The sequence below is a fragment of the Klebsiella sp. C239 genome, from assembly GCF_048822715.1.
GTDB classification, from domain to species: domain Bacteria; phylum Pseudomonadota; class Gammaproteobacteria; order Enterobacterales; family Enterobacteriaceae; genus Klebsiella; species Klebsiella quasipneumoniae.
In genome coordinates, this window is record NZ_JBMEZK010000001.1 from 837,686 (window position 1) to 856,752 (window position 19,067).

General features: G+C 58.6%; 18 protein-coding genes, 1 pseudogene and 1 other annotated feature. Of the genes and pseudogenes, 11 read left to right on the forward strand and 8 right to left on the reverse strand.

The features are described 5' to 3' along the window. Positions 1-106 precede the first annotated feature (106 nt). Positions 107-231, forward strand: a sequence feature (Phe leader region). The 4 genes from pheM (at position 112) to ihfA (ending at position 3,985) form a co-directional block, all read left to right on the forward strand. Beyond that, positions 112-156: a pheST operon leader peptide PheM gene (gene pheM / locus ACOI6Z_RS03945; protein WP_001386830.1), complete on the forward strand. Its 45-nt coding sequence runs from the start codon at positions 112-114 to the stop codon at positions 154-156. It overlaps the preceding feature by 45 nt. A gap of 63 nt (positions 232-294) precedes the next feature. After that, positions 295-1,278, forward strand: coding sequence for a phenylalanine--tRNA ligase subunit alpha (gene pheS / locus ACOI6Z_RS03950; RefSeq protein ID WP_002909105.1), 984 nt, complete (start codon positions 295-297; stop codon positions 1,276-1,278). Between the two features lie 15 nt (positions 1,279-1,293). Then, on the forward strand, positions 1,294-3,681 hold the full coding sequence (gene pheT / locus ACOI6Z_RS03955; protein ID WP_023290113.1) for a phenylalanine--tRNA ligase subunit beta: 2,388 nt from the start codon (positions 1,294-1,296) through the stop codon (positions 3,679-3,681). A 4-nt stretch (positions 3,682-3,685) separates the two neighbouring features. Next, entirely contained in the window at positions 3,686-3,985 is a 300-nt protein-coding gene (gene ihfA / locus ACOI6Z_RS03960) for an integration host factor subunit alpha (protein WP_002909098.1), read from the forward strand. 52 nt (positions 3,986-4,037) lie between these two features. On the opposite strand, the gene ACOI6Z_RS03965 is transcribed toward ihfA, so the two are convergent. The 3 genes from ACOI6Z_RS03965 to ACOI6Z_RS03975 are packed head-to-tail and all read right to left on the reverse strand — an operon-like array spanning position 4,038 to position 6,605. Then, positions 4,038-4,391, reverse strand: a complete 354-nt coding sequence (locus ACOI6Z_RS03965) for a RidA family protein (protein ID WP_072419980.1) — start codon at positions 4,389-4,391, stop codon at positions 4,038-4,040. Beyond that, positions 4,388-5,653 (reverse strand): D-amino acid dehydrogenase, encoded by a 1,266-nt coding sequence (locus ACOI6Z_RS03970; RefSeq protein WP_373863380.1) that lies wholly within the window; start codon positions 5,651-5,653, stop codon positions 4,388-4,390. The genes ACOI6Z_RS03965 and ACOI6Z_RS03970 overlap by 4 nt, the downstream gene beginning before the upstream one ends. A gap of 37 nt (positions 5,654-5,690) precedes the next feature. Next, positions 5,691-6,605, reverse strand: coding sequence for a LysR family transcriptional regulator (locus ACOI6Z_RS03975; protein ID WP_049014384.1), 915 nt, complete (start codon positions 6,603-6,605; stop codon positions 5,691-5,693). Positions 6,606-6,881: 276 nt separating this feature from the next. Between ACOI6Z_RS03975 and ACOI6Z_RS03980 the strand changes: the two genes are divergently transcribed. Together ACOI6Z_RS03980 and btuC are read left to right on the forward strand one after the other, a co-directional pair. Continuing rightward, the gene (locus ACOI6Z_RS03980; protein WP_023290109.1) at positions 6,882-8,315 is read left to right on the forward strand and encodes a H+/gluconate symporter; all 1,434 of its coding nucleotides are present in this window, start codon (positions 6,882-6,884) and stop codon (positions 8,313-8,315) included. A gap of 121 nt (positions 8,316-8,436) precedes the next feature. Beyond that, positions 8,437-9,414 carry a vitamin B12 ABC transporter permease BtuC gene (gene btuC, locus ACOI6Z_RS03985; RefSeq protein WP_023290108.1) on the forward strand — a complete coding sequence of 326 codons (978 nt, stop codon included), beginning with the start codon at positions 8,437-8,439 and terminating at the stop codon, positions 9,412-9,414. A gap of 45 nt (positions 9,415-9,459) precedes the next feature. On the opposite strand, the gene ACOI6Z_RS03990 is transcribed toward btuC, so the two are convergent. Beyond that, positions 9,460-10,260 carry a MetQ/NlpA family ABC transporter substrate-binding protein gene (locus ACOI6Z_RS03990; RefSeq protein ID WP_065812933.1) on the reverse strand — a complete coding sequence of 267 codons (801 nt, stop codon included), beginning with the start codon at positions 10,258-10,260 and terminating at the stop codon, positions 9,460-9,462. A 236-nt stretch (positions 10,261-10,496) separates the two neighbouring features. On the opposite strand from ACOI6Z_RS03990, the gene ACOI6Z_RS03995 reads away from it, so the two are divergent. The 4 genes from ACOI6Z_RS03995 to selO all read left to right on the forward strand — a co-directional run bounded on the left by ACOI6Z_RS03995 (position 10,497) and on the right by selO (position 13,899). Continuing rightward, on the forward strand, positions 10,497-11,048 hold the full coding sequence (locus ACOI6Z_RS03995) for a glutathione peroxidase (protein WP_004203124.1): 552 nt from the start codon (positions 10,497-10,499) through the stop codon (positions 11,046-11,048). Then, a complete protein-coding gene (btuD, locus tag ACOI6Z_RS04000) occupies positions 11,048-11,797 on the forward strand; it encodes a vitamin B12 ABC transporter ATP-binding protein BtuD (protein WP_023290105.1) in 750 nt (249 codons plus the stop codon). Before ACOI6Z_RS03995 ends, btuD begins: the two co-directional genes overlap by 1 nt. 81 nt (positions 11,798-11,878) lie before the next feature. After that, positions 11,879-12,343, forward strand: coding sequence for an NlpC/P60 family protein (locus tag ACOI6Z_RS04005; protein ID WP_002909082.1), 465 nt, complete (start codon positions 11,879-11,881; stop codon positions 12,341-12,343). Between the two features lie 113 nt (positions 12,344-12,456). Then, positions 12,457-13,899, forward strand: a complete 1,443-nt coding sequence (gene selO, locus ACOI6Z_RS04010; RefSeq protein ID WP_044523837.1) for a protein adenylyltransferase SelO — start codon at positions 12,457-12,459, stop codon at positions 13,897-13,899. A gap of 29 nt (positions 13,900-13,928) precedes the next feature. On the opposite strand, the gene hemP is transcribed toward selO, so the two are convergent. The 4 genes and pseudogenes from hemP to ACOI6Z_RS04030 form a co-directional block, all read right to left on the reverse strand. After that, the gene (gene hemP / locus ACOI6Z_RS04015; protein WP_086076121.1) at positions 13,929-14,108 is read right to left on the reverse strand and encodes a hemin uptake protein HemP; all 180 of its coding nucleotides are present in this window, start codon (positions 14,106-14,108) and stop codon (positions 13,929-13,931) included. A gap of 155 nt (positions 14,109-14,263) precedes the next feature. After that, on the reverse strand, positions 14,264-15,310 hold the full coding sequence (aroH, locus tag ACOI6Z_RS04020) for a 3-deoxy-7-phosphoheptulonate synthase AroH (RefSeq protein ID WP_032453261.1): 1,047 nt from the start codon (positions 15,308-15,310) through the stop codon (positions 14,264-14,266). Positions 15,311-15,464: 154 nt separating this feature from the next. Next, positions 15,465-16,298 (reverse strand): pyruvate, water dikinase regulatory protein, encoded by an 834-nt coding sequence (gene ppsR, locus ACOI6Z_RS04025; protein WP_002909061.1) that lies wholly within the window; start codon positions 16,296-16,298, stop codon positions 15,465-15,467. A 147-nt stretch (positions 16,299-16,445) separates the two neighbouring features. After that, positions 16,446-16,562: pseudogene (locus ACOI6Z_RS04030) on the reverse strand (hypothetical protein); the annotation flags it as partial. 75 nt (positions 16,563-16,637) lie between these two features. On the opposite strand from ACOI6Z_RS04030, the gene ppsA reads away from it, so the two are divergent. Beyond that, on the forward strand, positions 16,638-19,016 hold the full coding sequence (gene ppsA, locus ACOI6Z_RS04035; protein ID WP_004203115.1) for a phosphoenolpyruvate synthase: 2,379 nt from the start codon (positions 16,638-16,640) through the stop codon (positions 19,014-19,016). Positions 19,017-19,067 lie beyond the last annotated feature (51 nt).

Sequence of the window (19,067 nt, forward strand, 5' to 3'; positions counted from 1 at the left end):
AGGGAGCTTGTCTCCCTCTTTTCGTTTCAACACCATCAATACATTGACTTTTATCGGCGCAGGCTTTTCAATACAGGTCTGACGTTTCTTACCAGACAAGGTAATGCAAGCATGAATGCTGCTATTTTCCGCTTCTTTTTTTACTTTAGCACCTGAACTCAGGAGGCTAGCGCGTGAAAGAAGAAACGGAAAACAGCGCCAGAAAGCCTCCCCTGTGGAGGCTTTTTTCGTATATGGATTCGGAATATTAATTTCACTATAACCGGTGTCTGCACCGACATAATGAGGAAAACCATGTCACATCTCGCAGAGCTGGTTGCCAGTGCCAAGGCAGCCATTAACGAGGCATCAGATGTTGCTGCGCTGGACAACGTCCGCGTGGAATACCTGGGTAAGAAAGGGCATCTGACCCTGCAAATGACCACCCTGCGTGAGTTGCCGCCGGAAGAGCGTCCGGCAGCCGGTGCGGTCATCAACGAAGCGAAAGAGCAGGTACAGCAGGCGCTGAACGCGCGCAAAGCCGAACTGGAAGGCGCGGCGCTGAATGCTCGTCTGGCTGCAGAGACCATCGACGTCTCGCTGCCGGGCCGCCGCATTGAAAATGGCGGTCTGCATCCGGTCACCCGCACCATCGACCGTATTGAAAGTTTCTTCGGTGAGCTCGGCTTTACCGTGGCGACGGGCCCGGAAATCGAAGATGATTACCACAACTTCGATGCGCTGAATATCCCGGGCCACCATCCGGCGCGCGCTGACCACGACACTTTCTGGTTCGATGCCACTCGCCTGCTGCGCACCCAGACCTCCGGCGTGCAGATCCGCACCATGGAAAACCAGCAGCCGCCCATCCGTATTATCGCGCCGGGCCGCGTCTATCGTAACGACTACGATCAGACCCACACCCCGATGTTCCATCAGATGGAAGGTCTGATCGTTGATAAAAACATCAGCTTCACCAATCTGAAAGGAACCCTGCACGACTTCCTGAACAACTTCTTTGAAGAAGATCTGCAGGTACGCTTCCGTCCGTCCTACTTCCCGTTCACCGAGCCGTCCGCGGAAGTTGACGTGATGGGTAAAAACGGCAAATGGCTGGAAGTGCTGGGCTGCGGGATGGTGCACCCGAACGTGCTGCGCAACGTGGGTATCGATCCGGAAGTGTACTCCGGCTTCGCCTTCGGCATGGGCATGGAGCGTCTGACCATGCTGCGCTATGGCGTCACCGATCTGCGCGCGTTCTTCGAAAACGATCTGCGTTTCCTCAAACAGTTTAAATAAGGGCAGGACAGAACAATGAAATTCAGTGAACTGTGGTTACGCGAGTGGGTTAACCCGGCGATCGACAGCGAAGCGCTTTCCGATCAGATCACCATGGCGGGCCTCGAAGTGGACGGCGTTGAGCCGGTTGCCGGCAGCTTCAACGGCGTCGTTGTCGGTGAAGTAGTGGAGTGCGGTCAGCACCCGAACGCCGACAAACTGCGCGTCACCAAAGTCAACGTCGGCGGCGAACGCCTGCTGGACATCGTCTGCGGCGCGCCAAACTGTCGTCAGGGGCTGAAAGTCGCCGTGGCGACCATCGGCGCCGTGCTGCCGGGCGATTTTAAAATCAAAGCGGCAAAGCTGCGCGGCGAGCCGTCAGAGGGGATGCTGTGCTCCTTCTCCGAGCTGGGCATTTCCGATGATCATAGCGGAATTATCGAGCTGCCGGCGGATGCGCCGATCGGTACCGATATTCGCGAATATCTGAAGCTTGACGATAACACCATCGAAATCAGCGTCACCCCGAACCGCGCCGACTGCCTGGGCATCATCGGCGTCGCGCGCGATGTGGCCGTGCTGAACAAGGCGCCGCTGAACGCGCCGGAAATCACCCCGGTAGCCGCCACCATTGACGATGTGCTGCCGATTCAGGTTGACGCCCCGCAGGCGTGCCCGCGCTATCTGGGCCGCGTGGTAAAAGGCATCAACGTCAAAGCGCCGACGCCGCTGTGGATGAAAGAGAAACTGCGCCGCTGCGGGATCCGCTCCATCGACGCGGTGGTTGACGTGACCAACTATGTGCTGCTTGAGCTGGGCCAGCCGATGCACGCCTTTGACCGCGACCGTATCGAAGGCGGGATCGTGGTGCGCATGGCGAAAGAGGGTGAAACCCTGGTCCTGCTCGATGGCTCCGAAGCGAAGCTCGACAGCGATACCCTGGTCATTGCTGACCACAACAAAGCGCTGGCAATGGGCGGGATCTTCGGCGGGGAACACTCCGGCGTTAACGACGAAACCCAGAACGTACTGCTGGAGTGTGCCTTCTTCAGCCCGCTGTCCATTACCGGCCGCGCGCGCCGTCACGGCCTGCACACCGATGCCTCTCATCGCTATGAGCGCGGCGTCGATCCGGCCCTGCAGTATAAAGCGCTGGAGCGCGCCACGCGTCTGCTGATCGACCTCTGCGGCGGCGAAGCCGGCCCGGTGATCGACGTGACTAACGAAGCGACCCTGCCAAAACGCGCCACCATCACTCTGCGTCGTAGCAAACTGGATCGCCTGATTGGCCACCATATCGACGACGCGCAGGTCACTGATATTCTTCAGCGCCTCGGCTGCGAAGTGACGGTGGGCGAGGGCGAATGGCAGGCGGTGGCCCCTAGCTGGCGTTTCGACATGGAGATCGAAGAGGATCTGGTCGAGGAAGTGGCTCGCGTTTATGGCTACAACAACATTCCTGATGAGCCGGTGCAGGCGGGTCTGATCATGGGTACCCACCGTGAAGCCGACCTGTCGCTGAAGCGCGTGAAAACGCTGCTGAATGACAAAGGCTATCAGGAAGTGATCACCTACAGCTTCGTCGACCCGAAAGTCCAGCAGCTGATCCACGCCGGTGAAGAGGCGCTGATCCTGCCAAGCCCGATCTCCAGCGAAATGTCGGCGATGCGCCTGTCGCTGTGGACTGGCCTGCTGGGGACCGTGGTCTACAACCAGAACCGTCAGCAGAGCCGGGTTCGCATCTTTGAGAGCGGTCTGCGCTTTGTGCCGGACACCAATGCGCCGCTGGGCATTCGTCAGGATGTGATGCTGGCCGGGGCGATCTGCGGCAACCGCTACGAAGAGCACTGGACACTGGCGAAAGAGACGGTCGATTTCTATGATCTGAAAGGCGATCTGGAAGCCGTTCTGGATTTAACCGGAAAATTAGCGGATATCGAATTCCGTGCTGAAGCGACCACCGCGCTGCATCCGGGGCAATCCGCAGCGATTTATCTTAAAGGTGAACGCATTGGTTTCATTGGGGTTGTTCATCCTGAGCTGGAACGTAAACTGGATCTGAACGGTCGCACTCTGGTGTTTGAACTGGAGTGGAACAAGCTCGCAGACCGCGTGGTGCCTCAGGCGCGCGACATTTCCCGCTTCCCGGCGAACCGTCGCGACATCGCGGTGCTGGTCGCGGAAAACGTGGCTGCCGCCGATGTTTTAGCCGAATGTAAGAAAGTTGGCGTAAATCAGGTAGTTGGCGTAAACTTATTTGACGTGTACCGTGGTAAAGGTGTGGCGGAAGGGTATAAGAGCCTTGCGATTAGCCTGATCCTGCAGGATACCAGCCGTACACTCGAAGAAGAGGAGATTGCCGCTACCGTTGCCAGATGTGTAGAGGCATTAAAAGAGCGATTCCAGGCATCATTGAGGGATTGAACCTATGGCGCTTACAAAAGCTGAAATGTCAGAATATCTGTTTGATAAGCTTGGGCTTAGCAAGCGGGATGCCAAAGAACTGGTCGAGTTGTTTTTCGAAGAGATCCGTCGTGCTCTGGAAAACGGAGAACAGGTCAAACTCTCCGGGTTCGGCAACTTCGATTTGCGGGATAAAAACCAACGCCCGGGACGTAACCCGAAGACGGGGGAGGATATTCCCATTACAGCCCGGCGCGTGGTGACCTTCAGACCCGGTCAGAAGCTGAAAAGCCGTGTCGAAAACGCGTCGCCTAAAGACAAATAATCTGAACTAATTAAAAAGGCCGCATTGCGGCCTTTTTCTTTTCTGTCGTATCTTACGCTTTAACGGCGGTGAGCATGATCTCCACCAGGATTTCTGGTCGCGCCATCTCCGCCTGCACGGCCGCGCGCGCCGGGCTATGGCCTTCCGGCATCCACTCCACCCACGCTTCATTGAACGCGGCAAAGTCACGCTCGATATTTTTCAGCCAGATCTGCGCGGAGAGAATGTGCCGCTTATCGCTCCCGGCCGCCGCCAGCAGGGCGTCGATTTTCTCCAGCACTTCGCGGGTCTGCAAGGCGATGTCCTCCTCGTTGCTTTTCGGCGTCTGTCCGGAGAGGAACAGCAGATTGCCATACGCAACGCTGGCGGAAAGACGAGGTTGAGGATGATTGCGAATGATTGTCATGCGGTTTGTTTCCATGTGAGACCTTCTAAAGAAATGTCTGGCATCTGATTGTCGATTAACGCGCCCAGCACCACCGCGCTGCCGGCGGCGAGGGTAAAACCGAGGCTGCCCTGGCCGAGATTCATCCACAGGTTGGGGTAGCCGGCGCGTCCCAGTAGCGGTGGCCCGGCTGGCGTTGAGGGGCGCATGCCGGTCCAGGCTTCGGCCTGGTCCAACCCCTCGAGTTCGGGAAAACTGCGGGAGACGATTTTTTTCAGCGCCTGAATGCGGCTCTCGCGCAGTGTGTCGCCGTCGTAGCCGATGTCCACCATCGCCGCGATGCGCAGCTGCTGGCCCAGGCGGGCATAAACGATTTTGTGCCCGTAATCGGTGACGCTGATGTCCGGCGCAATGCCCGCCTGCTGCGGATAGGGAAGGGTCAGGCTGTACCCCTTCAGGGCGCAGAGCGGCACGCGAACGCCCATGTGCCCCAGCAGCGGACCGCTGCCGTTGCCGGCGGCGACGACGTACTCATCGCCGGTGATGGTCCCGCGGCTGGTCTCCAGGGCGCTGACGCGTCCGCCGCGCCTGGCGAGCCGCTGCACCTCACAGTAGGTCAGCAGGCTGAAGCGGCTGCTGGCGGTGAGCTTGTCGATCAGCGCAAGGCAAAACTGATGGCAATCCGCCGTTTCATCCCCCGGCGAATAAATTCCGCCCTGCAGCGAAGGGCTGATATGTTTTAGCGCCGGTTCCAGCTGCAGGCAGGCTTCAGCATTCAGCGCCTGCTGATACTGAGGATCGATCCCTTTTGCCGCTTTAGTAAAATCATATTCCCGGCGATGGATAATTAATTTTCCGCTGCGCCGCCAGTGAAAATCGGCAAGATTATCCTCTTCCCGCCACAACTGCATGACCTGCCGGCTGAGCAGCGACAGACGCAATATATGATCGCCGTTTATTTTATTGGTCTGGCTATTACAGGCGCGCAGGAACTGCAGCAGCCAGCGCCACTGCTGTAAAGAGATATTGAGACGCATATTGAGCGGCGAATCGGCTTTGCCCATCCATTTTATCCCCTGCAGGGGAACGCCGCTGTCGGCAAGGGGGGCGACGTAGCGGTAACTTAATTGTCCGCCGTTGGCAAAACTGGTGGCGCTGGCCGGTTCGCCGTTGCGCTCCAGTAATTGCACCTGATGGCCGCGCTTAATCAGTTCCCAGGCCGTGGCCAGACCGACCACGCCGCCGCCGATAATGACAATGCGTTTGTTCATAACCCGATATATCCACCGCTGTTCAATTTATCGGGTTATGTCAAAGCATTTACCCTGGCGGCGCAATTGACTTTTTATGGTCAGGGTATAACCGCAGGTTAATCTCCTTGAGCTGCTGGCGCAGGCGCTGGCAGAGAAAATCGACGAATTTTTGCGCCATCGGGCTCAGGGAAACGTCGGCCCGGCGCAGCAGGCAGAGGTTAATGGCCATCGGCGGCGTAATGGGATGGATCATCTCGGGAGCCAGGTTGTGCTGGGCGGAAAAGATATCGGTAATGCTGCAGCCCATGCCGCGCTTCACGAACTCGGTGGCCATGTAGTAGGTCTGGACATTCAGCCGGGTAGTGGAAAAGTCGCGACGGGTGGCGATGGCGGCGGAGAGCGAGTGCGGCCCCGGCGAGATCCAGCGCTGCTGGTCGATCTGGCTGATATCCACCGCTCCCTGACGATAATGACGGTCGATATAGACCAGCGGCACTTCGGCAATCAGGGTGGTAAGGATCTCTCCCTGCTGCACCGGCTGCAGCGTCAGCGCTAAGTCTATCTCGCGTAAATCCAGTTTTCTGACCAGCGTTTCGGTGTGATCGGTGGTGAGCGTCATCACCAGGTTGCTGTTTTGCTGATAAAAATCGGTCACCAGCTCCGGCACCAGGCTTAACCCCAGGCTCGGCAGACAGCCTAAGGTGATTTTGGCGCGCGGATCGCGGGCCAGGTTATCGGCCAGCAGGCGCAGGTTATCAAGGTCCTGATAAATAGTCTGCGCTTTTTCGAAAAGTGTGATCGCCTCGTTGGTCGGCAGCAGCTTGCCGCGCACCCGCTGAAACAGGGTAAAGCCCAGCTTCAGTTCGGCGCTTTTTAACGCTTTGCTGGCCGCTGGCTGGGAGATATTGAGCGATTCCGCCGCCCGTGACAGAGAGCCGCAGGTCATGACGGCATAGAAGATTTCCAGATGACGCAGTTTCATGAACAGTTAACTCAGGGTTATAGCCTACCGATAAAAAGTCATTTTCTACTAACACTAAGTTAACATAAATTTAATCACCAATCAGCGCATTGGTTACATATTGTGCTGCTGGCCCCGCCTGATGGCGGAATAAAACGCTCTCAGAATCGTTTCCTTTGTACCCCAACAGACCCTCAGGCTGCGGCCAATAATGAAAAAGAGGGAGGATATTTTCTGAGCAGGCCCCCATACACCACCTGACCATCATGGTCGGATTGATTGGCATTAAGGAGTGTTATGAGTGACTCAACGCTCGCAGGCAATACGCCTGTCAGACGAAATATCACGCGAAAAAACGTTATTACCGGTCTGTTATTGCTGCTGTTCGTGTTGATTGCGCTGTGGTGCCACGGTCGACCGGGCAGCGAGCTTGGCCTGCTGGGATTTACGCCGCTGGTGGCGTTAGCGATATTATCGCTGATCGGCGTCGATATAGTGCTGGCGGTCATCTCCTCGATTATTATCGCCATGATCATGACCTCGACCGGTCTGCCGGAAATGGGCGCGATGCTGGCGAAGTCCACCGGGTCATTTATTGCCACCGTCGGGCTTATCATTATGCTCGGCGCCGGCGTGGGGGAAGTGGCCACCCGCACCGGCGCGGCGGTTGAACTGGTGAAATTCGTGGTCCACCGTATTGGGCTGTCGAGCCAGACGCGGGTCAAGTTCGGCATTGTGGTGTCATCGATTTTAATTTGCGGTTCGCTGGGCACCATGGCCGGCGGCAATGCGATTATTGTCGCAGTGATTATCCCCGTAGCGGCGGCGGTACGCTTAACGCCGCCGACGGTAGCCGCGCTGATGATGACCGCCGGTTCCGTTGGACTCTTTACCGGGCCCTTCACCCCCAGCACCGTGACGATCCTCAGCCTCGGCGGACTGAGCTATCCGGATTATCTGCTGTATGTCGGCCTGCCGATGAGCGCCGTCACCCTGTTAGCCGGCTGGATCATGGCCGGACGGATCCAGAAGATGACCGAAGGCAAACTGCGCTATGAGGTCGATCTCTCGGAAAAGCCGCAAGAGGACCTTAGCGCCGCGCAGCAGCGCCGGCGTAAATTAAGCGCGCTGGCTTTCGCCGCGACCATCATCGTGATGGCGGTGGTTGGGGTGGTGATTAAAGCCGGCTTCAGCTTTGCGATTATCGTCATGCTGCTGGTGGCGCTGATGACCGGGCTGGTGGGCGGCCTGCGGCCGACGCAGATCCTGCAGGCGCTGTATCACGGCTGCGGTCGTCTGGTGTGGATGTTTATTCTCTACTGGCTGTATAACCCGATCCTTGAGCTGATGGATGGCCTGCACGCCTATCAGGGGCTGCTGGAGTATACCCAGCCGCTGCTGGAGGGGATCTCCCCGGCCTGGCTGTGCTTTAGCATCTTCGCGTTCAATATTATCGGCCATGTGCCCGGCGCGGCGGTAGCCCAGATGACCTTTACGCATAAAATCTTTGGCCCAATGCTGATGGCCGCCGGCGTGCCGCCGCAGGGGACCACCGCGGTGCTGCTGGCCTCGTCTCAGGTGGACTGGTTCGGGCCGTTTCCCTCATCGGACATGTTCGGCCAGATGGGGCTGGCGCAGTCTACACATCTGAAGTATATGCTCTATAACGGCTGGGCAATCGTGGTGGCGAACATCATTCTCTTCGCGCTGCTGTTTCAGATTCTGGTGTAAAGCGGGATGGTCGACGGGGGGGAGCGTCCTCCGCGTCGACCTTTGGTCGTGAGGTTTTCCTTTTCTCACCGCGACACCCACCGTAAAATCAGCCTCTTGTTCCCACTGCGTAATGGAATCTATGCTGACTCTCGCCCATCTTCAACAGCGCCGCAGCCGGCGTTGGCTCCTTGGTTTAACGCTGTTGCTGCTGGTCACCCTGCTGATCAGCCTGTGCGCGGGGGATCAATGGATCCCGCCCGGCGAGTGGCTCAGCGCCAAAGGTCAGCTGTTTATCTGGCAGATCCGCCTGCCGCGGACCCTGGCGGTGCTGCTGGTGGGGGCGGCGCTGGCGCTCTCCGGGGCGATAATGCAGGCGCTGTTTGAAAATCCGCTGGCGGAACCGGGTCTGCTGGGCGTCTCCAACGGCGCGGGCGTCGGGCTGATTGCCGCCGTCCTGCTGGGTAAAGGCCTGTTACCGGGCTGGGCGCTCGGGCTGTGCGCGATCCTGGGCGCGCTGCTGATCACCTTTATTCTGCTGCGTTTTGCCCGCCGCCATCTTTCCACCAGCCGTCTGCTGCTGGCGGGGGTGGCGCTGGGGATCATCTGCAGCGCCCTGATGACCTGGGCGGTCTACTTCTCCACCTCTTTTGACCTGCGTCAGCTGATGTACTGGATGATGGGCGGGTTTGGCGGCGTCGACTGGCAGCAGCTGTGGCTGATGATAGCCCTCCTGCCAGCGCTCTGCTGGGTCTGTCTGCAGTCGCAACCCCTGAATTTACTGGCGCTGGGCGAAGTCTCCGCCCGTCAGCTCGGCCTGCCGCTGTGGCTGTGGCGTAAGCTGCTGGTGGTGGCGACCGGCTGGATGGTCGGCGTGAGCGTGGCGCTGGCGGGGGCGATTGGCTTTATCGGCCTGGTGATCCCGCACATTCTGCGGCTATGCGGCTTGAGCGATCACCGGGTCTTGCTCCCGGCCTGCATGCTGGCAGGGGCAAGCGCCTTGCTGGGGGCGGATATTATCGCCCGGCTGGCGCTTTCCGCCGCTGAGCTGCCGATTGGCGTGGTGACGGCGACGCTGGGCGCGCCGGTCTTTATCTGGTTGCTGCTGCGCTCGCGGTGACGGGAATAGCGCGACGCCGTCTGCAGGGACGGCGCCGGCTCGGGCTTACCAGCCTTTGATCGCGTCGCCTTTGTAGACTTCCTTCGCTTTTTCCGCGACTTCACTGGTCTGGAAGGCGGCTTTCAGTTCCTGAATTTTCTTGCTGTCCTTGTTATCCTCGCGGGCGACAATCGCATTCACGTAAGGGGAATCTGGTCCCTCCATGAACAGGCCGTCGCGGGCGGCCGACAGGCCCGCCTGGGCGGAGAAGTTGGTGTTAATGATTGACAGGCTGACGTTCGGGTCATCCAGGGTGCGGGTCAGCTGCGGGGTATCCACCTCCAAAATTTTCAGCTGTTTCGGGTTGTCGATGATATCCAGCGTGGTGGGTAAATAGCCGACGCCCGGTTTCAGCTTGAGCAGCCCCTGCGCCTGAAGCAGCAGCAGGCTGCGGCCCAGGGTAGTGGTTTCATTAGAGATGGTCACCGTCGCTCCCTCGGGGAGCTCGCTGATATTTTTGATGCGATGTGAATAGGCGGCGATAGGGAAGACAAAGGTTTTACCGACCACCGCGAATTTATAGCCGCGCTCTTTCGACTGCGCCTCAAGGTACGGCAGGGTCTGGAAGGCGTTGGCATCCACATCTTTGTTGTTCAGCGCTTCGTTAGGCAGCACATAATCATTGAAGGAGACCACTTCGACGTCGAGGTGATATTTATCCTTCGCCACTTGCTCCACCACTTTCCAGATGGCTTCGTCCGGCCCGGTATTGATAGCGACTTTCACTTTATTATCTTCATCCGGAGAGCAGGCGCTCAGCAGGGCGACAGAGGCGGCGATTAACGCCAGGCTAAACAACTTCTTCATCAACAAAACTCTCTTAAATTAACAAGTAACGAAACCATATTACATTCATGGAACACTGTACACGTAAATAGGTGCCTGCCCAATTGAGAGGATTTCATGTTGCCGACGGGCAGCGAAGCGCTGTTACATCATGCGACAACTCGCGGGGATTGGCAGTAGAATGGCGGGCGCTGAATCCGCTACAGTAGATAGGGATCACCTTCACCGGAAACCGGTTTATCCATTGAGGACAGGCTATGCAACATGACATTCTGAATACCGAAGTGACGACCATTGATGGCGAGAAGACCACCCTGGCATCCTTTGCCGGCAAGGTACTGCTGATCGTCAATGTGGCCTCCAAATGCGGCCTGACGCCGCAGTATGAGCAACTGGAGGACCTGCAAAAGCAGTTTGCCGGCGAGGGCTTCAGCGTGCTGGGCTTCCCCTGCAACCAGTTCCTCGGCCAGGAGCCGGGGAGTGAAGAAGAGATTAAGACCTTCTGCAGCACCACCTACGGCGTCACCTTCCCGCTGTTCAGCAAGATTGACGTCAACGGCGAGCATCGCGCACCGCTCTATCAAAAGCTGGTTGCCGCCGCGCCGAAGGCGGTGGCCCCGGAAGGCAGCGGTTTTTATGAGCGGATGGCCAGCAAGGGCCGCGCGCCGCTGTATGTGGACGACATTCTGTGGAATTTCGAAAAATTCCTCGTCGATCGCCAGGGCAACGTCATTCAGCGCTTCTCTCCGGATATGACGCCGGACGATCCGCAGCTGGTGGCGGCGATTAAAGGAGCGCTGGCGAAATAATGTCGTTTCTGATGCAGCTACAGGATGTAGAAGCGGCGGGGCGTCTGGCCCCGTTTTCTGCGGCCTTTCGCGCCGGGGAGATCGTTCACCTGGTGGGGCCGAACGGCGCAGGGAAGAGCACGCTGCTGGCCCGCATGGCGGGGTTGTCCGACGGCCCCGGCGCGATTCATTTTAACGGACGGTTGCTTGACGAGTGGCCGGCGACGGAGCTGGCGCGCCGCCGCGGATATCTGTGCCAGCAGCAGACCCCGCCGTTCGCCATGCCGGTGTGGCACTATCTGGCGCTGCACAGGCAGCAGCAGGGCGACAGCGCCCGGGTGAACGATATCGCGGCCAGGCTTGGCCTTGACAATAAGCTGGGCCGTCAGGTCAATCAGCTGTCGGGCGGCGAGTGGCAGCGCGTGCGGCTGGCGGCAGTGATCCTGCAGATCGATCCCTTAAGCAATCCCGCGGGTCAGCTGCTGCTGCTGGATGAGCCGATGAACAGTCTGGATGTGGCCCAGCAGGCGGCGCTGGATCGGCTGTTACGCGAGCTGAGCGCGGCGGGAATCGCGGTGGTGATGAGCAGTCACGATCTCAACCACACTTTGCGCCATGCCGGACAGAGCTGGCTGCTCTGCCAGGGGGAAGCCATCGCCTGCGGGGAGACCGCCGAGGTGCTGAACGAGGAAAATTTAACCGCTGCCTATGCGATCCCGTTCCAGCGCGTGGAGGTGGCCGGTCATATTATGCTCATCGCGTCACAGTAGCACGCAGTTATCTTGTCACTATATTGATAAACAAGCTAAATTATTGCGATAAAGAGACTAGGGACAGAGGGATCATCTGAAATGCGCTTCTGGTTCATGTTGGCGGCGGCGTTAATTTTAGCCGGCTGCAGCAGCCATCGGGCACCGCCGCCGAATCCTCGGCTGGCTGACTCCATTACGGTGGTGGCGAATCTGAACGAGCAGCTGCGCAGCTGGCGCGGCGCACCGTATCGCTACGGCGGCATGACGCCGCGCGGCGTCGACTGCTCCGGCTTTGTGGTGCGCACGTTTCGCGATAAATTTGCCCTCCAGCTGCCGCGCGAAACCCGCGAGCAGGCGGAAATCGGCACCCGTATTGATAAGCGCGATCTGCTGCCCGGCGATCTGGTGTTCTTCAAAACCGGCTCAGGCGAAAGCGGCCTGCACGTCGGCATCTACGATACCGATAACCAGTTTATTCATGCCTCCACCAGTCAGGGCGTCACCCGTTCCTCGCTGGATAACGTCTACTGGAACAAAAAATTCTGGCAGGCGCGGCGTATCTGACGTCATTCAGCGGCCGGAGGGAAGCGAGCGCTTCCCTTTTTTATGCCGATAACCCTGCACTCCGCCCGTGTTAATCCGCTGTTCCAGGCACTACACTGGAGAGAGGAGGAACCATGACCCTTTCTTTTACCACCCACTGGCGGGATGAACTGCCGGACTTTTACACTTCCCTGTCACCGACGCCGCTCGATAACGCCCGACTCATCTGGCGCAACGCTCCGCTGGCGCAACAGCTGGGCGTCCCTGACGCGCTGTTTGCGCCGGAAAGCGGGGCCGGCGTCTGGGGCGGCGAAGCGCTGCTCCCGGGCATGTCGCCGCTGGCGCAGGTTTACAGTGGCCATCAGTTTGGCGCCTGGGCCGGCCAGCTGGGCGACGGACGCGGGATCCTGCTCGGTGAGCAGCAGCTGGCGGATGGCCGCCGTTACGACTGGCATCTGAAAGGCGCCGGCCTGACACCCTATTCACGGATGGGGGACGGCCGCGCCGTGCTGCGCTCGACGATCCGGGAAAGCCTGGCGTCGGAGGCGATGCACGCCCTGGGGATCCCAACGACGCGCGCTCTGGCGATGGTCACCAGTGATACCCCGGTCTACCGCGAGCACGTGGAGCCTGGCGCGATGCTGATGCGGGTGGCCGAGAGCCATGTCCGCTTTGGTCATTTCGAACATTTTTACTATCGTCGCGAGCCGCAGAAGGTTCAGCAGCTGGCCGATTATGTCATTCGTCACCACTGGCCGCAGCTGCAGGATGAAGCGGACAAGTACCTGTTATGGTTCCGTGACGTTGTCACGCGTACCGCGCAGACCATCGCCAGCTGGCAAACCGTGGGCTTTGCCCATGGGGTGATGAATACCGACAACATGTCGATTCTCGGTTTGACCATCGACTACGGGCCGTATGGCTTCCTTGACGATTTTCAGCCGGACTTTATCTGCAACCACTCCGATTACCAGGGGCGCTACAGTTTTGAAAACCAGCCGGCGGTGGGGCTGTGGAATCTGCAGCGTCTGGCCCAGTCGCTGTCGCCGTTCATCAGCGCCGAAGCGCTGAACGCGGCGCTGGATGAGTATCAGCACGCCTTGCTGACCGCCTATGGCCAGCGGATGCGCGACAAACTTGGCCTGTTCACTCAGCAGAAAGGGGATAACGATCTGCTCGACGGTCTGTTTGCCCTGATGATCCGCGAGAGAAGCGACTATACCCGAACGTTCCGCCTGCTGAGCCACAGCGAACAGCTCAGCGCGGCCTCGCCGCTGCGCGACGAGTTTATCGACCGTGCGGCATTCGACAGCTGGTTCGCCGGATATCGCGCGCGGCTTCGTGATGAACAGGTGGAGGATGCCCAGCGCCAGCAGCGGATGCAGGGTGTCAACCCGGCGCTGGTGTTACGTAACTGGCTGGCGCAGCGGGCGATCGAGCAGGCTGAGGCTGGCGATATGGGGGAGCTGGAGCGTCTGCATGCCGCGCTGGCCGATCCCTTCACCGATCGCGAGGACGACTACGTCCGCCGGCCGCCGGACTGGGGGAAACGTCTGGAAGTCAGCTGCTCGAGCTAACTCGCCTCGCCCCGCTTGCTGCGGGGCAATTATTTGGTCAGGATCAACTTCCCGGCGTGGGTCTGGCGCAGCAGATAGCGCTGGCCGCCATGCTCAATGACTACCCGTCCTTCGCTGCCTAACAGAACCCGACTGCTGATCTGTCTGTCCGTCGCCATGGGATAGGGGGCATTGTCTTTTGGTTTTTCAGCTGTGGCAGTGTTATCCATACGCGTCATAGCTCTCAAAATAAAAATCAAAGCAACAATGATAATCATTATCAATAATGTTGTTTTTGACGGCAAGCGTTATTTATCGTGTTACCGAATTTGGTAGGGGAATGGCAGAAGGGGATCGCCCACCGCAGGCGCGGCGGGCGGAGCGGTCACAGACGGGTGGCCGTGGCGGCCGCCAGTTCGCTCAATAAACGTTCGCTGTCTTCCCAGCTCAGGCAGGGATCGGTGATCGACTGGCCCCAGGCCAGCGGCTGGCCGGGAACCACTTTCTGGGTCCCTTCCTGCAGGAAGCTCTCCGCCATAATGCCGGCGATGGCGGTAGAGCCCGCGCGAATTTGCTGACAGATATCGGCGCACACCTCCAGCTGACGGCGATGCTGCTTCTGGCAGTTGCCATGGCTGAAGTCGACCACCAGCTGCTCCGGCAGATTGAATTCACGCAGCGCCTCGCCGGCGGCGGCGATATCCTCGGCGTGATAGTTCGGCCGTTTGCCGCCGCGCATAATGATATGCCCGTACGGGTTGCCGCTGGTCTGGTAAATCGTCATCTGCCCCTGCTTGTCCGGAGAGAGGAACATATGGCTGGCGCGGGAGGCGCGGATGGCGTCTACGGCGATGCGCGTATTGCCGTCGGTACCGTTTTTAAACCCGACCGGGCAGGAGAGCGCCGAGGCCATTTCACGGTGGATCTGACTTTCCGTGGTGCGCGCCCCGATGGCTCCCCAGCTGATGAGATCGGCGATAAACTGACCGGTCACCATATCGAGAAACTCGGTGGCCGTCGGCACCCCCAGCTCATTAACCTGCAGCAGCAGGCGCCGTGCCAGTTCAATACCGTGGTTGACCCGATAGCTGCCGTTGAGGTCCGGGTCGGAGATTAAGCCTTTCCAGCCCACCACGGTACGGGGTTTTTCAAAGTAGGTGCGCATCACGATCTCCAGCTGCGGCTGGTAGCGCTCGCGCATGGTCTGCAGGCGGCGGGCATACTCCATCGCCGCGTCGGTGTCGTGAATGGAGCAGGGGCCGATAATCACCAGCAGGCGGCGGTCTTCGCCGTTGAGGATTTTTTCAATGCGGCGACGGGAGGCCGAGACGTGGGCGGCCACGTCGGCGGTGACGGGATGGCGCTGGGCCAGCTCCGCGGGCGTTACCAGGCTTTCAATGCGCGCGGTACGCAATTCGTCTGTTTTATTCATTGGGGTCTCAAAAATCTGTTTCTTCGCCAGCGAAAATGCCGGGAAGTGATGCGCATCACGATAAACCAATCCCTGCTTATTGCAAGAGCAGGGCATGATCCTGTATAGGCCACGGGTGATAGCATAAACAAATTTTCAATAATGTACTAGTGTATTAGTACATCCTGCGATTCAGCCCCATGATGTCCATGATTTTTGTCGCTATTTCCTCAACGGAATAGTTGGTGCTGTTCAGGCAGGGAATTTTATTCTTGCGATACAGCGCCTCCACTTCGGTCACTTCCATCCGACACTGGCGCAGCGAAGCGTAGCGGCTGTTCTCCCGGCGCTCCTCGCGGATCGCCGCCAGACGCTCCGGATTGATGGTCAGGCCGAACATCTTATGCTGCAGGGGTTTCAGCGACGCCGGCAGAACCAGATTGTCCATATCGTCGGCGATAAACGGATAGTTGGCGGCGCGAATGCCGTACTGCATAGCGAGGTACAGACTGGTGGGCGTCTTGCCGCAGCGCGACACGCCGAGGAGGATCACCTGCGCCTGGTCAAGGTTGCGCAGCGAGATGCCATCGTCATGGGCGAGGGTGTAATCGATGGCGGCGATGCGCGCATCGTATTTGATCAGGTTCCCGGGGTTCAGGCCGTGGGTGCGGTGGGCCACTGGCGTCGGGTCGAGGTTGAGCTCCTGCTGCAGCGGGGCCACCAGCGCCTGAACGATATCCTGACAAAAGCCCTCGCTTTGCAGAATGATATCGCGGATCTCCGGAATAACGATGGAATAGAACACCAGCGGGCGGATGCCCGTTTGCTGATAAATGGCGTCGATCTGCTCTTTCACCGCCCGCGCGCGACTGATATTTTCCACAAACGGCAGGGTCACGCTGCTGATGGCGACCGGGAATTGCGACATGACGGCATGCCCCAGCACCTCCGCCGTAATGGCGGTACCGTCAGAAATATAAAATACGTGGCGATCTACAGCACTTTCCATTTTGACCATCCGGTATAATGAGTTTAATTGCCTGAAAGCGGATATTAAATTTAAGCATATCCCTGTTTGATTTGTCTCTTCTTAAAATTGAAACGCTATTTTTGTTTTTTATGAAAAGGGTGGTTCATTTTCTTTTTTTTGCCGTAATTTCCAGCGTTTTTCGTCATAATTCCTAAAAATCATTGAGTTATCTATATCGCGGGAACAGTCCGAAAAAAGAAAAAATAATTTGCTTGAACGATTCACCGTTTTTTTCAGCACCATAAATATGTCAGGATAATCTTGCAGTCGATCGTGAAATTTTTTTCACTGGTATTAAATCACAAAAGGATTGTCTCGATGTCCAACAATGGCTCGTCACCGCTGGTGCTTTGGTATAACCAACTCGGCATGAATGATGTAGACAGAGTTGGGGGCAAAAATGCCTCCCTTGGTGAAATGATTACGAATCTGTCCGGTATGGGTGTGTCCGTACCTAACGGGTTTGCCACCACCGCTGATGCTTTCAATCAGTTCCTGGACCAAAGCGGTGTTAACCAGCGCATTTATGCGCTGCTGGATGAAACCGACATTGACGACGTTTCCGCATTAGCGAAAGCGGGCGCGCAGATCCGACAGTGGATCATCGATACCCCCTTCCAGAGCGAACTGGAAAACGCGATTCGCGATGCTTATGACCTGCTGTCCGCCGATGACGCCGAGGCCTCATTCGCCGTGCGCTCTTCCGCCACCGCGGAAGATATGCCGGACGCCTCCTTCGCCGGGCAGCAAGAGACATTCCTCAACGTGCAGGGCTTTGACGCCGTGCTCGTTGCCGTGAAGCACGTGTTTGCTTCACTGTTTAACGATCGCGCGATCTCCTATCGCGTGCATCAGGGTTACGATCACCGCGGCGTGGCGCTCTCCGCCGGGGTGCAGAGGATGGTCCGCTCCGATCTGGCCTCCTCCGGCGTCATGTTCTCCATCGATACCGAATCCGGCTTTGACCAGGTGGTGTTTATCACCTCGGCGTGGGGGTTGGGCGAGATGGTGGTGCAGGGCGCGGTGAACCCGGACGAATTCTACGTCCACAAACCGACGCTGGCCGCTGGCCGCCCGGCGATCGTGCGCCGCACCATGGGGTCGAAAAAGATCCGCATGGTTTACGCGCCGACTCAGGAGCACGGCAAACAGGTGCGTATCGAAGATGTGCCGCAGGCGCAGCGCGATATCTTCTCGTTAACCAACGAGGAGGTGCAGGAGCTGGCGAAGCAGGCGGTGCAGATCGAGAAGCACTACGGCCGTCCGATGGATATCGAGTGGGCGAAAGATGGCCACACCGGTAAGCTGTTTATCGTCCAGGCGCGTCCGGAAACCGTGCGTTCCCGCGGCCAGGTGATGGAGCGTTATACCCTCCACGCTCAGGGGCAGATCATCGCCGAAGGGCGTGCCATCGGCCACCGCATTGGCGCCGGTCCGGTGAAGGTGATCCACGATATCAGCGAGATGAACCGCATTGAGCCAGGCGATGTGCTAGTTACCGATATGACCGACCCGGACTGGGAACCGATCATGAAGAAAGCCTCGGCGATCGTCACCAACCGCGGCGGACGTACCTGCCACGCGGCGATCATCGCTCGTGAGCTGGGTATTCCGGCGGTGGTCGGCTGCGGCGATGCCACCGATCGCATTCAGGAAAACCAGAACGTGACCGTCTCCTGCGCCGAAGGCGACACCGGCTATGTCTACGCCGAGCTGCTGGACTTCAGCGTCAAGAGCTCCAGCGTCGGCGACATGCCGGATCTGCCGCTGAAGGTGATGATGAACGTCGGCAACCCGGATCGCGCCTTCGACTTCGCCTGCCTGCCGAACGAAGGCGTGGGTCTGGCGCGGCTGGAATTTATCATCAACCGCATGATTGGCGTTCACCCGCGCGCGCTGTTGGAGTTTGACGACCAGGAGCCGGGCCTGCAGAACGAAATCCGCGAGCTGATGAAAGGCTACGATTCGCCGAGAGAGTTCTACGTTGGCCGCCTGACCGAAGGGATCGCCACCCTTGGCGCCGCGTTCTATCCGAAACGGGTGATTGTGCGCCTCTCTGACTTCAAGTCGAACGAATACGCCAACCTGGTGGGCGGCGAGCGCTATGAGCCGGAAGAAGAGAACCCAATGCTCGGCTTCCGCGGCGCCGGACGCTACGTTTCCGAAAGCTTCCGCGACTGCTTCGCGCTGGAATGTGAAGCGATGAAGCGCGTGCGTAACGACATGGGGCTGACCAACGTCGAAGTGATGGTGCCGTTCGTCCGTACCGTCGCCCAGGCGAAAGCGGTGGTCGAAGAGCTGGAGCGTCAGGGGCTGAAGCGCGGCGAGAACGGGCTGAAGATCATCATGATGTGCGAGATCCCGTCGAACGCGTTGCTGGCCGAGCAGTTCCTCGAGTACTTCGACGGCTTCTCCATCGGCTCGAACGACATGACCCAGCTGGCGCTCGGTCTGGACCGCGACTCCGGCGTGGTCTCTGAGCTGTTTGATGAACGCAACGACGCGGTGAAAGCGCTGCTGTCGATGGCGATCCGCGCGGCGAAGCAGCAGGGTAAATACGTCGGCATCTGCGGCCAGGGGCCGTCTGACCATGAAGATTTCGCCGCCTGGCTGATGGAGGAGGGGATTGATAGCCTGTCCCTCAACCCGGATACCGTGGTGCAAACCTGGTTAGGTCTGGCGGAACTGAATAAATAAGTTCGCCCTGACAGTACAGATCCCCGGCAGCGATGCCGGGGATTTTTTTGC

Coding starts and splice junctions, on each gene's coding strand:
- btuC (WP_023290108.1), top strand. CDS start 8,437: ATGCTGACTCTCGCCCATCTTCAACAGCGCCGCAGCCGGCGTTGGCTC.
- ppsA (WP_004203115.1), top strand. CDS start 16,638: ATGTCCAACAATGGCTCGTCACCGCTGGTGCTTTGGTATAACCAACTC.
- ppsR (WP_002909061.1), bottom strand. CDS start 16,298: ATGGAAAGTGCTGTAGATCGCCACGTATTTTATATTTCTGACGGTACC.
- ACOI6Z_RS03995 (WP_004203124.1), top strand. CDS start 10,497: ATGCAACATGACATTCTGAATACCGAAGTGACGACCATTGATGGCGAG.
- hemP (WP_086076121.1), bottom strand. CDS start 14,108: ATGGATAACACTGCCACAGCTGAAAAACCAAAAGACAATGCCCCCTAT.
- ihfA (WP_002909098.1), top strand. CDS start 3,686: ATGGCGCTTACAAAAGCTGAAATGTCAGAATATCTGTTTGATAAGCTT.
- pheT (WP_023290113.1), top strand. CDS start 1,294: ATGAAATTCAGTGAACTGTGGTTACGCGAGTGGGTTAACCCGGCGATC.
- aroH (WP_032453261.1), bottom strand. CDS start 15,310: ATGAATAAAACAGACGAATTGCGTACCGCGCGCATTGAAAGCCTGGTA.
- ACOI6Z_RS03990 (WP_065812933.1), bottom strand. CDS start 10,260: ATGAAGAAGTTGTTTAGCCTGGCGTTAATCGCCGCCTCTGTCGCCCTG.
- pheS (WP_002909105.1), top strand. CDS start 295: ATGTCACATCTCGCAGAGCTGGTTGCCAGTGCCAAGGCAGCCATTAAC.
- ACOI6Z_RS03980 (WP_023290109.1), top strand. CDS start 6,882: ATGAGTGACTCAACGCTCGCAGGCAATACGCCTGTCAGACGAAATATC.
- selO (WP_044523837.1), top strand. CDS start 12,457: ATGACCCTTTCTTTTACCACCCACTGGCGGGATGAACTGCCGGACTTT.
- ACOI6Z_RS03975 (WP_049014384.1), bottom strand. CDS start 6,605: ATGAAACTGCGTCATCTGGAAATCTTCTATGCCGTCATGACCTGCGGC.
- ACOI6Z_RS03965 (WP_072419980.1), bottom strand. CDS start 4,391: ATGACAATCATTCGCAATCATCCTCAACCTCGTCTTTCCGCCAGCGTT.
- ACOI6Z_RS04005 (WP_002909082.1), top strand. CDS start 11,879: ATGCGCTTCTGGTTCATGTTGGCGGCGGCGTTAATTTTAGCCGGCTGC.
- btuD (WP_023290105.1), top strand. CDS start 11,048: ATGTCGTTTCTGATGCAGCTACAGGATGTAGAAGCGGCGGGGCGTCTG.